The sequence below is a fragment of the Paenibacillus sp. FSL R5-0473 genome, from assembly GCF_038004565.1.
Classification (GTDB): Bacteria; Bacillota; Bacilli; order Paenibacillales; family Paenibacillaceae; genus Paenibacillus; species Paenibacillus amylolyticus.
In genome coordinates this window covers 6393244-6407980 of sequence record NZ_JBBORL010000001.1, presented here as the reverse complement: position 1 = coordinate 6407980, position 14737 = coordinate 6393244, and the positions used below count along the sequence as shown (strand labels likewise).

At 48.1% G+C, this 14737-nt stretch carries 12 protein-coding genes; 4 read left to right on the top strand and 8 right to left on the bottom strand.

The features are described from left to right. Positions 1 to 96: 96 nt before the first annotated feature. The 6 genes from MKY28_RS28150 to MKY28_RS28125 all read right to left on the bottom strand — a co-directional run bounded on the left by MKY28_RS28150 (position 97) and on the right by MKY28_RS28125 (position 5867). Positions 97 to 1155 (bottom strand): ABC transporter ATP-binding protein, encoded by a 1059-nt coding sequence (locus MKY28_RS28150; protein WP_340937605.1) that lies wholly within the window; start codon positions 1153 to 1155, stop codon positions 97 to 99. 18 nt (positions 1156 to 1173) lie between these two features. Next, positions 1174 to 1965: an ABC transporter permease gene (locus MKY28_RS28145; RefSeq protein ID WP_017691790.1), complete on the bottom strand. Its 792-nt coding sequence runs from the start codon at positions 1963 to 1965 to the stop codon at positions 1174 to 1176. Positions 1966 to 1969: 4 nt separating this feature from the next. Then, entirely contained in the window at positions 1970 to 2791 is an 822-nt protein-coding gene (locus tag MKY28_RS28140) for an ABC transporter permease (RefSeq protein ID WP_036612869.1), read from the bottom strand. 204 nt (positions 2792 to 2995) lie between these two features. Next, positions 2996 to 3934, bottom strand: coding sequence for a nucleoside hydrolase (locus MKY28_RS28135; protein ID WP_340937604.1), 939 nt, complete (start codon positions 3932 to 3934; stop codon positions 2996 to 2998). A gap of 267 nt (positions 3935 to 4201) precedes the next feature. Then, complete coding sequence (locus tag MKY28_RS28130; RefSeq protein ID WP_036613093.1) at positions 4202 to 5272, bottom strand: ABC transporter substrate-binding protein; 1071 nt, start codon at positions 5270 to 5272, stop codon at positions 4202 to 4204. A 250-nt stretch (positions 5273 to 5522) separates the two neighbouring features. Then, positions 5523 to 5867: a Na-translocating system protein MpsC family protein gene (locus tag MKY28_RS28125; RefSeq protein WP_017691786.1), complete on the bottom strand. Its 345-nt coding sequence runs from the start codon at positions 5865 to 5867 to the stop codon at positions 5523 to 5525. Between the two features lie 375 nt (positions 5868 to 6242). On the opposite strand from MKY28_RS28125, the gene MKY28_RS28120 reads away from it, so the two are divergent. From MKY28_RS28120 to MKY28_RS28110, 3 genes are all read left to right on the top strand, one after another. After that, positions 6243 to 7157 carry a hypothetical protein gene (locus MKY28_RS28120; protein ID WP_340937603.1) on the top strand — a complete coding sequence of 305 codons (915 nt, stop codon included), beginning with the start codon at positions 6243 to 6245 and terminating at the stop codon, positions 7155 to 7157. Between the two features lie 337 nt (positions 7158 to 7494). Then, positions 7495 to 8226 carry a DUF3105 domain-containing protein gene (locus tag MKY28_RS28115; RefSeq protein WP_340937602.1) on the top strand — a complete coding sequence of 244 codons (732 nt, stop codon included), beginning with the start codon at positions 7495 to 7497 and terminating at the stop codon, positions 8224 to 8226. A gap of 273 nt (positions 8227 to 8499) precedes the next feature. Then, entirely contained in the window at positions 8500 to 10218 is a 1719-nt protein-coding gene (locus MKY28_RS28110; protein WP_340937601.1) for a methyl-accepting chemotaxis protein, read from the top strand. A 223-nt stretch (positions 10219 to 10441) separates the two neighbouring features. Here the strand turns inward: MKY28_RS28110 and MKY28_RS28105 are convergent, their stop codons facing one another. Further along, positions 10442 to 11395: a nucleoside hydrolase gene (locus tag MKY28_RS28105; RefSeq protein ID WP_340937600.1), complete on the bottom strand. Its 954-nt coding sequence runs from the start codon at positions 11393 to 11395 to the stop codon at positions 10442 to 10444. A gap of 270 nt (positions 11396 to 11665) precedes the next feature. Beyond that, entirely contained in the window at positions 11666 to 13897 is a 2232-nt protein-coding gene (locus MKY28_RS28100) for an MMPL family transporter (RefSeq protein WP_340937599.1), read from the bottom strand. Positions 13898 to 14075: 178 nt separating this feature from the next. On the opposite strand from MKY28_RS28100, the gene MKY28_RS28095 reads away from it, so the two are divergent. After that, entirely contained in the window at positions 14076 to 14702 is a 627-nt protein-coding gene (locus tag MKY28_RS28095) for a TetR/AcrR family transcriptional regulator (protein ID WP_340937597.1), read from the top strand. The last annotated feature ends 35 nt before the right edge of the window (positions 14703 to 14737 follow it).

Sequence of the window (14737 nt, the reverse complement as noted above, 5' to 3'; positions counted from 1 at the left end):
GTACTTGATTGCGTACCACTGCCTCGTCCGGAATCATCGCATGAAATGCCTTCTTTGCTGCTCTTATTACTTGATGCTAACTCCCTACATTCACGACTACTCTACCAATACAAGCTTGTCCTGTGGGAAGATCAGGCTAACACGCTGCCCACTAAGGTACGGTGTTTCCATCTCCTGATTTGCTGTAAAGTCACCCAGTTCCGTCTCGATTACATACTGATAACTGCGTCCCAGATACGTGCTGACCTTGATAATCCCCGGCAAGGCGTTCACCACATCCGCAGAGGTATCTCCACTGACAATCAGATCATCCGGGCGAATCGCGCCTTTACGTGCACCAGGACGTACTGTTCCGGGATGCGCGGTTGCTGTAAACGTGCGTCCACCTGCGCTCAGTGTGATTAATTCACCTGCATCGCTGCGCTCCGCGAATTCAATGAAATTATGGAACCCGATAAATCGTGCTACAAACTCCGTTGCCGGATATTTGAAAATCGTTTCCGGGCGGTCGAGCTGCTCAACCACGCCTTTGTTCATAATCGCTACCTGATCCGAGATCGAGAAACACTCTTCCTGGTCATGAGAGACATACAACGTTGTAATGCCCAGCTCTTGCTGAATCCGGCGAATTTCCACCCGCATGTTGAGGCGCAGGTTGGCATCCAGGTTACTGAGCGGTTCGTCGAACAAGAGCAGGTCAGGTTCAATGACCAATGCACGAGCAATGGCTACACGCTGACGCTGTCCACCGGACAGTTCTTGTGGAAAACGTTTCTCAAATCCATTCAGGTTAACGACTTCCAGGATTCGCATCACACGGGAAGAGATATCCTTGTCTTTCACCTTGCGCATCCGCAGGCCAAAGGCCACGTTGTCATAGACAGACAGATGCGGGAATAACGCATAACTCTGAAATACAAATCCGAAGTTCCGCTTGTTCGCCGGAACCTTCGTATAATCCTTGCCGCCGAACATAAACTTGCCCTGTGATGCTTCCAGAAATCCGGCGATGAGGCGCAGCGTAGTTGTTTTGCCGCAACCGCTCGGTCCGAGCAGGGAGAGCAGTTTACCTTTTTCCAGCTCCAACTGAAAATCCTTCAGGATTGTCTGCTTATCGTATGCCACGGATACGTGGTCTAATGTCAGCAATGCCATAGCGTTCTGCGCCTCCAATTAACGTTTAGTAAAGTATGAAAATCCGCCCATGATCCGTTCGATCACGAACATTAATAGTCCGGTCAGTACCATCAACAGCACGGAAATCGCTGCAATCGTTGGGTCAAAATAATTCTCCACATACGTCAGCATCTGGATCGGTAATGTGCTTACCCCTGGTCCGGTCATGAACACCGAGATGTCCACGTTGTTGAAGGACTCCAGGAAGGCAATCAGCACGGCAGCGATAATTCCTGAGCGGATGTTAGGCAGCACGATCGTGAAGAACGTTCTTACCCGTCCCGCACCAAGACTCAGCGCAGCTTCTTCCACTGCAAAGTCAAAGCTCGACAGACTCGACGCGATAACCCGAATGATAAATGGAAGCATGATAATCGTATGACCGATCAACAATCCGAGGTACATCGGCAGATGGTAGATTACGATCAGGTATTTCATCAATGTAAAACCAAGCACGATTCCCGGGATCAGTACCGGGGACAGGAACAGTGCGTTCAGCACAGACTTGCCTTTGAAATCGTAACGACTGAGTGCATACGCAGCCGGTACTCCGAGTACCAGTGCCAACAGGTTCCCCAGCAGGGAAATGATGATGGACGTCTGGAATGTGCGGAGGAAACCGCCTGTGTTGAAAATATTCTCATACCAGCGGAAGGAGAACCCTTCCGGCGGAAATTTGAGTACCGTTCCCGGTTCAAACGAAGTGACCGATATGATCAGAAGCGGGCCCAGCAGAAAGATAAAGACCAGCAGACTGAACAGGCCCAGCCCGATATGTTTCTCCCGCATATGTCTACCCCTTCGGATTTAAAGTTTTGGCCATTTTGTTCATGACACCGACCACGACAAATGTAATTACAATCATAATCGCGGCAACAACCGAGGCCAGATACCAGTCGTTGAGGGTCATAGCGTTTTGATACAGGAACGTAGCAATCACTCGCTGCTTACCTCCAAGGAGGGCAGGTGTGGTATACGCCGTCAGGCTTCCGACAAAAACAAGCACGGCTCCGATCACAAGTCCTGGCACAGCCAGCGGGAACACAACCCGGCGGAATGCCGTAATGCGCGATGCCCCCAGACTTTGTGCTGCTTTGAGCAGGTCACCGTCAATGTTCTCAAGCACACCCACCAGAGAGATAATCATCAGTGGCAGGAACAGGTGTGTCAGACCGATCATCATAGCTGCCGGCGTGTACAGAATGTCCAGCGGCTTGTCCACGATACCCAGGCCAACAAGGGTGTTATTGATCAGCCCTTTGCGTCCAAGAATGATCATCCAGCTAAACGAGCGCACGACCGGGCTCGTCAGCAGTGGGAAGATCGCCAGTGCCAGCAAAATGCCTTTGCGGCGTGGCGCTTTCTGCGAAATATAATAAGCTGTCGGGAATCCGAGCACCACACAGACGATGGTGGTGACCACGCTGACTTGCAGCGTCGTAAGCAATATTTTCAAAAAGTATGGGTCTCTGAAAAAATGCATGTATCCTTCAAACGTGAAGGAGTTTTCTTGGAAAAACGTCGACCCGATCGTCAGGACAATCGGAATGATCATAAATGCCGCCAAAAACACGAATCCCGGCAGCAATAGCCAGTAGATTACTGATTTCTTCATCGCGATACTCCTGACTTGTAAATTTAATTCGAGATTGATACTTGAATACTCCGATTGCAGTACCGTCCTTCGATCCCTGTTATCCCCCGATTTATTGATTCACTTTCATAGGTAAAAATCGGGGGATAAAGGGGAACGCTTCGCTTCTCCAGATCGGTTCTGCACTCTCCGCAATCGTATAAATATCTAATTGGGGCAGAGCAACTACGCGTTTAATGCGTTGATAAACAGTTCAAGGAATGCTTCCGCATCTACGGTTTCGCAGACGAGGGTGTTGGGCTGCTCGCCCAAACGGTTTTGGAAGTCACATACCATCTGACCATCGCATAGGCGGCTGGCGGTTTCGACATCGACGTAATACGATTTGCGTCCTACCAGTTCCGGGGCAAGGACTACGCCTACGGCTAGTGGATCATGTAAAGCGCAAGCGCGGACGCCGTTCATTTGTTCGTAACGGTTGATGTAAATCTCCGTGCTTTGAGCAACGTATGCGCGCAGTGCAGGATCAGTGAGACGCTCAATCGTTGCTTCATTCAGCAATGTTTGACGCGTCACATCCAGTCCGACTTGAGTAAGCTTCTCAATGCCTGCGTGCAGTACGATACGTGCGGCCTCTGGATCAGCGTATGTGTTGTACTCGGCGGTTGGTGTAATATTGCCGTGTCCGCGAACAACACCACCCATGAAGATGACTTCCTTCAATAAAGAAGGTAATTCAGGACACTTCATCAGCGCGAGTGCAAAGTTCGTTAAGGGTGCGGTCATGATTAATGTCAGTTCGCCCGGATATTGCTTGGCTTGTTCCACGATAAAGTCTGGCGCAAAACCTTCCTCGGCTTTCTTAGACACGGCCGGATCAGGCAGCGCACCGCCCAATCCGTCCTGTCCATGTACCCGGTGTTCATAATGAGACTTGCGAGTGAGCGGTCCAGCTGCTCCGGCAAAGACCGGGATCGTTGGTGCACCCGCGAGTTCAAGAATTTTGCACGTATTCTCTGTTGCCTGCTGGAGTGATACGTTCCCACAGACTGTGGTGATGCCGAGAATGTCCAACTTCCGACTTTTGACGGCCAGCAAAATCGCCAGTGCATCGTCAATCCCCGTGTCCACGTCCAGAATGATGCGATTTTGCGCTTCACTCATCCGTTCTCAACTCCTATGCGGTGATATGGTTGCTTGCTGCAAATGATAAGTTGAACTAAAGAATATTTACACTTACCACTCCGATGACAGAATAACCTTCCGATCGCTGTTATCCCCAGATTTTTTTGAATCCCTTCTTCAAGGGGAAAATCCGGGGATAAAGGCGAACGCTTCGCTTCTTCACGTTATTTCTGCCCTCTCCGTTCTCGTGTAAAAAGTTTAGTTAAACTATATAGGATCAAAGATAACTATTTAGTCGGTTACTTTTTATTGTGCAATCTCACGGTTCCAGCGATCTGTCCAGCCTTTAACCTGTTGATTCACGAATTCCATATCCAGCTTGTTCAGCTTCTCCACAACTTCAGCGCCGTATGTTACGCCTTCTGCTTCTTCAGCAGTCAGTTCAACCTTGGTGTTAACCGGGGAATCGACTTTGGCTTTAGCAGATTTTGCTTGTACATCCTGGCTAAGCTGCCAGTTGATGAACTCTTCAGCCAGCTCTTTGTTTTTGCTGCCCTTCACGACATTGATTGTGTTCATCACGGCATATGCACCCTCGCTAGGTGTAACAAACTTTGCATTAGGCACGGCTGCTTTCAGATCTTTGAAATACATTTCCATGATCGGTCCGCCAGCAATCTCTTCTTGGGAGAACATATTCACGAATTCGGATGTTTGACTGTAGAATTTCACCACATTGCCGCTCAGTTTTTTCAGTTCAGCAAATGCCGCATCTTCATTAAACGTATCGTTTCCGGCTACACGGGAAGCTGCATCCACAACCATTGGGCCTGCTGTTGCCGTAATATTCGGGATGGTCAGGTTACCTTCGAACGCCGGGTCCCACAGATCACTCCATGAAGTCACTTCTTTGGATACAAGATCCGGGTTATAAGCGATACCGAGCTGTCCAACCGTGTAGGCCGGGCCATAATCTTCACCAAGTGGTGCTTTGGCAATATCATAAATGTCATTTACATTAGGAATTTTGGAGCGGTCAATTTTCTCAAACAGACCTTCATCGATACCTTGTTGTGCATAATAATCAGATAGGTAGATAACATCGACATTTGATGTACCTTGACGAATTTTGTTCAGACGTTCAGCATTATTGCCGACTTCGAGCACGATGTCTACATTATGTTCTTTTTCGAATGGACCAAATACTTCTTCATTGAAGAAATCTTCAGAGAAGCCCCAAGTGGAGATAACCAATTTGTTCGCTGCGGTTCCCCCACTGCCTGATCCGCCTGTTGCATCATCCGTGCTGCTGCCACAACCTGCAAGTAATACCGATGTCATTGCCACTGCTGCCAAACCGCTAATCCACTTTTTCATCATGATCCTGATTCCCCCTGATATATTGTGATGTGTATGAAAAAACAAAAAGAAAAGTGCTCTTGTATAAACAAGAACACTTTTCTTCGTAAACAAAGGAAAGCGACACCCGCTGCCGGTACATCATCGGTTTCTGCTTCAGAATCAATCCAAAGACAGACGCCATCATATGAAATTGTACGGAACCTGATCATGAATCCGGGCCATAACCTCTGTATACATCAACAAGAATCAATCCTGCCGATCCATCCTAGGCCTGTTCCAGAATCACATTTGTGATCGCCCACTGAGTGGACGCATCATAATCCCGTAATATAGCTTCAATTGGCAAACCCATGTGTTGCTCGAGCTTCTCCCGGAATTTCTTCTTATATAAGACAGACATGCGGAAGTCCACTTCCAGCTTTAAGCCGGGGGCCTCCCCTTCCAGGGCGTCAGAGCGCGGTGAACGTCGGTGCTTCGCGTAGAAGGTCACAATATTCTGGTCAATGGTCACTCTCAGGAGAGTGGTGCCAAATCCGAACAGTTCCTTCGAGATTTCGTTATAATACTGGCACATCTTCTTCTTGCTCTCATTGCTGTCCAGTAGTTCCATGAACTCACCCACATCTCTTACTACCGTACATTCGACGTGTTAACACGATTGATTATACATAAATATACGATCATAGGCAACCCAAAAGATATAGTTAACATGAGAATAACACATAAAAGCGAACGATGAGACATTAACAGCCAAAAACAATTCGTCTTAAACCACAGTGAATTTACATTAATATGCCTGCATGTCATTCCTATACTATTGTTGCTTCTATACTCCGTTTTCATACACAGGATTCGAGGCCTTTGTTTCAACTTTCCCTAATTGGGTACTAATTCCTGCGAAACATAGACAAACTTCGTCATTAACCGTTAAAATGAGACACAATGTTGACATGTTTTTATTTTCTAGAAATTGGAGGCTTATACCATGAAATGTCCAGTATGTAATCACGAAAATGGAGATGCCCATTTTTGCGAGAGGTGCGGCTCTAATCTAACGCAAACAACCTCATCACCAACTCCTGTACCGAACTCGGAATCTGCTGCTTCCGAACCTGAATATACCCGTTGGTCCAGCACGCAGGCTACCTCTTCCCAGGCATCCGTTCCATCCAACACACCATCCGTCTCCATTCACAAGGAACAGGCGAGAGAATCAACAGGTACCAATGACCATGCTTCTGCAGGAGACAATAGCTCCAATCAGTGGAATAATATTGTGCAGAATGAGAAAGTTCAGCAAGCCAAAGAAGTAAGCAAACAGTATCTATCCTATTTCCTCAGTGTATTGGCCCGTCCTTATCAGACGATGAAAACCGTTGGCGACCAGCATTCCCTAAACGGATGGCTAACGATGGCGCTAATTGCAGTTCTATCTTCTACATACTTCTTAATTACCTTTAGTCGCATAGGCATGGACGGCTTGTTCATTGGTGGATTTTTAAGACCGTTGTTGTTCACCGTCATTATCCTGATTGCCTCTATTGCACTGATGTACGCTATTCTGAAGATTGAAAAAATAACCTTCCGTCCCAAAACACTGGTTGCCCAGTTTGGTACATTGCTTGTTCCTGCTGTCGTATCCCTTGTTCTGGCGAATCTGTTTATTATCATCTCATATTCCATCGCGATTTCATTGCTTGCTGTCTCGTATATCATTATCTTTGTTGCTCTGAACGCGGTGCTGTTCCAGTATCCACTGAATCGTACCCAAGCAGCCATCGACAGCATGTACAGCGTGCTGATCGCCAATGTGGTCGTATTCTTTATTCTGTATCGATTGTTGGGTGAGATTATCATTGGACTGATTGGCATGATGCTTTCGCCTTTTGGACGTCTGTAAACTATATCAGTTGGAATAAAGCTGTTTACACTCGTTACTTCGATGACAGAACAACCTTCCGATCGCTGTTATCTCATTAGATTTGTATTAAGGCTTTCCCTGCTCGCGCGGGGAAGGTCTTTTTTTGGTTTACCAAGGCAGCATTGCGCTAGGCATGTTTCATACACTATAATGTGTAGTGCAACAGGTATGTTCTTATTTACGTAACAAACACGGAACCAGCAACTCACGTTACGTAATGAGTGGATTCACCATTGCCACAAACACTACAGTGTGTAGTGTATTAATCACTCATTTTACAAAGAAAGCAGAGGAACTCTCTATGGACATGACTCATATGAATCATATGCAAATGGAGCACGAGGCAGGTACATCCTACCTGTGGCTCATCGTAGGTGTAATCGTGTTGCTGTTCTCCATCGCCGCCTATATCTGGGCATCACGCACACAGGGCAAAATCCTGGGCCACATGAAAAAGAAAGAGCGGGCGGACATCCAGAAAAAAAGTCGATCCCTTCGGCTGGCTGCACATGTAATGATGGCTGTGTCGATTATTACGTTTGGCCTGTTCTTCATGCAAGGAGCAGGTAAAACATATAATGTAGCCGATCTGGAGTCCAACGCGACAATCGACGTGACGGACGATAAATATTATGGGGCTGACCATACGGAGGACCCTATTCAGTATGAGATGAAGATCCCGACTTCAGGGCCGCATAATCCGCATGATATCAAGTTTGGATTTTACACCGACTTCCCGGGCTATAATTATCTGGTACACAATCTGGAGCACGGGGACATCATCATCTATTATCGTGAGAACGCAAGCGAGGATTTGAAGGAACATCTGAAATACCTCGCCAAATTCCGCGAAGCTGGAGCAGGTATTCTGGCTGTACCCAACAAGGATATTCCCGAAGGCAGTGAAGTCGTGGTGACCGCATGGACCAAAACGATGAAACTCGACCAATTCGACGATGCCAAGGTGGGTACTTTTATCAATAAATATATTAATCAGGGACCTGAAAAGATTCCTGCCTCTGTTCGCCAGGGCGGCGGAACGATGTAATGACGTAATCACCCAGTCATGTGAAGCCCCTCTATGTAGTGACAATGAGATGTGTTCCAATGATGAGCATGGTCAATATAGGATTGAAACAAAACCAGCTCCCGGATCAAATTGACTCGGGAGCTAATTCTTTATGGACCGGATGCCGATATTTCAAGTAGAAAACTGTATATTGGATATACAATACATACGAACCAAAGAAGAACGACAAACACCAAGTAAAGAGACAAAGAGACGATTGATTCAACAGATCAAGGGGGAACACTTTTACCAATGAACAGTTTGTTTATGAGGATCTTTTTATTTTTTTCCTGTCTGATGCTAGCCGCGGGTGCGGTTCTTGGCATTACCATGTACCGTTCATCGGCCCAACTGGTCGAGCAATCCATGGGGATGCAGGCACAGGCTGTGGGTGAACGGGCAGCTGCATTAATTGACACCTCTCTGTATGCACCACTCAGTACCGGACAGGCCGAGACTGCGTATTACGGCACATTGCGTGAGCAGCTCAGTCAGCTGCGCGAGGCCAATGGACTCAAGTATCTGTATACCCTTGGTACACGCGAAGAAAATGGAACAAATACATATTTCTACGTTGTGGATGGGGCTGCTGCCGATGTGGCAGAGGATGACTTCTCCCCTTACGGTTCCGCAGAAGAGACCCATTATGAAGGAATGCTGCAAGCTTTTGAACAGAATGAGCCTATTCGGGGCGAACTCACACAGGATGAATATGGCGCTACCATTACAGCATATGTGCCGATCCATGGGGTTGACGGGAAAGTACTAGGATTGGTCGGTGCGGATCTGGACTCCACTGCGGTCTATGAACTGATGTCCCGCAACCGTATGACCATGATCTGGACAGCCTTGGCTATTGTTTTGTTGAGTGTCTTGCTGGTATATGGATTCGCCCATTACTTGACCCGACCATTGGTGAAGTTGAAGAAGTTAATCACCCAGGTTGGAAAAGGCGACCTGACCGTCAACGTTGAACTTAGTCGCAAGGACGAGGTAGGACAACTCGCTTCCGAGTTCAAACATCTGGTTACAGGTACTCGTGATGTCATGACGGGCATCCGTCAAAGCTCCGATTCTCTGCTACAAGCTGCAGAAGGAGTATCCAAACATTCGCAGGCAACTGCCGAAGCTAGCCAGCGTATTGCCGAACATACCAATCATACGGCCAGTGGAGCTGCTGAACAGGTGGCTCGTGCGGGTGAAGTTACGGTAGCCATGGAAGAGATCACACGCAGCATGCAGCACATTGCGAATTCTTCTTCTATGGTCGCCGATGTATCACAGGAAACGACCAATAATGCGGTGCAAGGTCAAGCCAACATCAACACGGCGATTGACAGCATGGACAAAATTCATCAAGCAAATGTACAGATGGTGGCCTCCACCTCTCAGCTGGAGCAGTACTCAGGTAAAATTGAGTCGGTAGCACATCTGATGAAAGGCATCGCTTCACAGACCAATCTGCTCGCACTTAATGCAAGTATTGAAGCGGCTCGTGCAGGAGAGTATGGCAGCGGGTTTGCGGTGGTTGCCTCAGAGGTTCGCAAGCTTGCGGGGGAATCGGAGCAATCGTCCCAGCATGTAACCGAACTGATCGCCGAGATGACACGCCAGACTGCCCTGTTGTCAGAACATATGTCTGCCAGCACATCAGCAGTCCAATCCGGTCTCGCTGTTGTTCAGGAGGCAGGCCGTTCATTCACATCCATTCATACCGGGATTGAGACGATGAATGAACGTCTGCACGAAGTATCCGCAGCATCCGAGCAGCTGTCTGCCAGTGCAGAAGAAGTATCCGCTTCCGTGGAGGATATGGAACATATCTCACGCGAATCCTCTTCGAGCATCCAGAAGGTATCGCACGCTACCGGAAGCCAGCTGCAATCCATGGATGAGATGAGTGCATCCGCCGAATCTCTGCGGGTATTGTCCAGTGAGCTGAACGGATTGATTGGTCGATTTAAAATATAGCGGGCAGCTAGATTACTATATAGATTGAACTAAAGAATATTTACACTTGCCACTTCGATGACAGAACAACCTTCCGATCGCTGTTATCAATCTATATAGATCAGCCCAAAACAAAAAGCCGCACGGCAGGGACGGGAACATGGGGGTCAACCCCATATCCAGACCACTGCCTGCGGCTTTATTTTTGTACCTTTAATGTTGGCAAGCCTTACGGCTGCCTGAATTAGTAGCGCTGCGGAGCAGCTTTTTTACCCAAATCCGTCATGTACGTAAAGAACGCTTCCGGATCGGTATCATACACCAGTTGTACTGGACGTCCGTCTGCTTGCTCCACCGTGCGGCCCTGGCTAGGACCATCCGGGATAACAATACAGTTTACGGTTTTCTTCTTCACGATGTCCTCGCGTCCAACGGAAGCCGTTGTCAGCACATCCCACAGATAGTATGTGGAATTTGTCTCACTGTACACCAGTGGCGGACAACCTGCGTAACAGTTACCCAGGAAGTCAACGCCTTCGAAGCGACGCTCTGCTGCCCAGCGGTTACGAACGGCTGGAGTCAGAGGTACTTTGTTCGTGCTTTCCAGTGCAACCAGATCAATCTGGATGCCACTTTGCCACACACGATAAGCCGCTTCCGGGTCCCAGAATACGTTCCACTCTGCTGTGCCATCATGCTCAGGCTCTTCTACGTTACCACGCTCGAATGTACCACCCATCCATACCAGCTTGTCGATTTTCTCTTCAATGTCTGGTGCTTCGTCCAGTGCACGCGCAAGGTCAGTCAGTGGGCCTGTGAACAGGAGCAGCGTTTTGCCTTCAGTATTGCGTACTTTCTCGATCAGATGCTGGTGTGCAGGAACGTCAGAGAGTGGTGCTTCCATTTTGCCGGACTCGTTCAGTACAGGAAGTGCATCTACATAGAAGGAATGCAGTCTCCACGCCGCAGGAAATGGATTTTTCCCTCTGGAGTTGGATTTGGATACCTCTACGGAATATGTACCGAAACGATCGATAATTTTACGGCTGGCATCTGTTGCTGGCTCCAGATATCCGTCTGCCGGAATAACCGATACGCCGGTTACATGTACATTGTCCATTTGCAGAAGCATGAACAGCGATACGAGGTCATCTACGCCGCCGTCATGGTTGAAATACACATTAAGTTGGTTCGTCATGCTTGCTTTCATCCTTCCCCTGGTTGTCCCATTGTTGTTAATTCTTCCGTCTGCCCTAAGCCGACGCTTCCTCTATTATGTCCCAAAACACTTGGCTACGTAAACCTTCCCCATACAAAGAAAACAAGGATCATGCCTCATCCTGCGGATATTTTACAGTTCCACCATTCCATCTCAGGAGGACAACTGGTAGAGGTCATTATCGTTCGGAAAATAAAGAAATGGACAGCAGGCTTGAAGCCCCGCCGTCCATCTGACCCAATCCATGTATTACATAGACTGGTTCTGTTTCTCTTCATTCTTCTCTGCAATCGGCACATATTTGCCTGGCCAGAAGGCCCATTTGCCCAGCAATGCGGTGATCGCCGGTACCATGAACGGACGAACCAGGAAGGTATCCAACATCACACCAACGGCTGTGATAATACCAAACTGCACCAACACCTGAATTGGCAATGTAGCAAGTACCGCAAATGTTCCTGCCAAGATCAGACCTGCAGATGTAATAACAGAGCTTGTCTCGCCAACACCTTCTCTAATCGCTTGACGAAGCGGCATCGTTTTACGTTTCTGCCAGATGCTAGAGATCATGAAGATGTTGTAGTCTTCACCCAGTGCCACGAGGAATACGAAGGAATACAATGGAATCGCTCCCTGGATGGCATCTGCGCCAAGGCCATAGTGAATGATGATCCAACCCAGACCCAGTGCAGAGAAATACGACAGAACGACCGTTGCAATCAGATACGCCGTGGCCACAACGGAACGCAAGTATAATAGTAACAACAAAGTAATCATGCCGATGACCACTGGAATAATGATCTTGGCATCCCGTTCTCCAGCCACTTCAATGTCATACTGTTCAGCCGTCTGACCATCGAGCCAGACATTACTGTCCGCATTGGTTACTCCAGCATCTTGAAGCGCCTGTTCCGCAGTAGCTTGCAGATCCGGGATATGCTGCATTGCCTCCATGGAATATGGATTCAGATTAAATTCCACATCAAAGGCGGTAATGTTGGCATTCTCGGCACCCTGCTGAGCATCGCCTACTTTGCTAATGTAATCCAGCGATTCGAGACGCTGCTTCAGATCAGTTTCTTTGCCTTCGGCATCAACGATCACTTTGACTGGAGCCAGCTCACCTTGGGAGAATTGTTCGCCAATGACGGTGAAACCTTCGCGGGAAGGCACATCCTCCGGGAATGAAGACAACAGATCATACGTGAATTTAACCTGAGTAGAAAATGTCGCTAGTCCTCCCAGCAATACCAACGTAATTGCAAGAACGGTCCATGGCTTCGTTACTACTATACGGCCAATCCAGCTTTCCTTCACTTTGCGCGGGGCAGGAGCCGGTTTGCCTTTTTTCTTCGCACGTTCGACTTCCATCTCATGTGTACGCGGTACGAACGGGTAGAATGAACCCCGACCGAAGATTGCAAGAAGCGCCGGAACCAGCGTCAGACTTGCAATAAACATGATGAAGATGGACAGACTGAATGGTACGGCAAAGCGATGATATGCACCATATTCAGCCAGCAACAGCACCAGTAGTGCTGCAACGACCGTGAATCCACTCATGGCAATGGCACCGGAAGATCCGGTGATTGCCTGGAAGATGGCTTTCTTTTTGTCCGGCTCATGATAGAGAATTTGGCGGTATCTGGAGATCATGAACAGGCAGTAATCCGTTCCTGCTCCGAATAACAATACGGTCATGATCGAGATCGACTGTGCATCCACCGTAATCCAGCCCTGATCCGCCATGAATCCGAGAATGGGGCTTGTCACCATATATGCGAATCCAACGGCAATGATCGGGATAATCGCCAGTACCGGCGAGCGATAGATCAACAACAGCAGTACTAATACCAGTACAACGGTAGCGATCAGCAAGGATACATCGGCGGAAGAGAACAGTCCGCTTGCGTCAATGGATATCCCTACTGGCCCTGTCACACGGGCAACCAATGTATTGGTATCATCTATAGCTACATCGAACGGGTTCGCCCCGAAGATGTCTTGTGTTTTTTGCTCAAGTGCTTCAATACCTTCCTTCAATTGTTCCGAATCGGCACCCTCATTGAAGAAAAGTGGCATAACCAAGGTGCTTCCGTCATCCGAAAGCTGGCCTTTCAATGCCTGTGGTGGCAATTGATAAAGTGGCACAACGGACTGCTGTTGTTCTACCGGATCTTGATCCAGTCGCTCCGTTAATGCCTGAATGTTCTGAATCTGCTCATCCGTCAGACCGCCGGCTTGACGCCATACGATCAGCGCGGGCAATCCCTCACCGCCAGGGAATTCCTTCTCGGCAAGTGCAGCTGCCTGAACCGATGGTTTGGATTCACTCAGATCCTGCGCGTTATTGGTTTCACGATCACCTACAGCAGGCCATACCATACCAAGCACAACCGCGATAATGATCCATACCAACAGTGTAATCCATTTGCTTCGTTTGCCGGCAACCCAACGGCCGTAACCCGAACCTTCCTGCATTGTCTCTTCATCTCCCTATTCTGTTTCTATGAAGCCCTAATATATATGATGGTGTAGTAATGAACCACGGGTCATAGTATAATCGAGTTAATTATATATACCGGAAGGTTAATTTTGCAATGCCTAATTTTGTGAACACTTCTAACAAGCAATTAAATACGTAAAGAGGTATGTACTTATGAGCAAAAAAACAAACATTCCCCGTTCACCGGGTAGACCCAAAACTGGTGTGGATCAAGCATCTGTTCAAACCAACATATTGATGACCGCGTCACGTCTGTTTATGGAATACGGGTATGAACCTGTGTCTCTCCAGCAGATTGCTTCATTATGCAATGTAACCAAAGCATCGATCTATTATCATTTCACCAGCAAAGCCGACCTGTTCACCGTTGCCATCACCCGCATGATGGCGATGGGCATGCAGAAGACTTCGCTCCGTCTGGATGAACCTGGTACGTTGCAAGAACGACTGGTTAAGGTTGCGGAAGCAAAGATGCAACACTCCCATATTGAAACGGAGAGCATGATGCGAGAAGCCGAGAAACATCTGGACACGGAGCAACTCGCTCAGATTCGGGAAGCGGAGGTTCGTATTTTTGAAGTACTAGCTACCCATTTTCAGAAGGAGATGGATAATGGTTATTTGCGGGTCGGGAACCCTATGCTGCTTGCCCATGCATTTACGTCACTGCTGATGCTCGCGAACCGCGAAGATGTACGCAACATGAATGGCGGCAGCATCGAGGAACTTGCGCAGGAACTGGTGGCGCTGTTTCTGGATGGAGCGGTTAAGCGTAACTAAAGACTCTTCTATACGTTGGCCGATAAACAGCACAA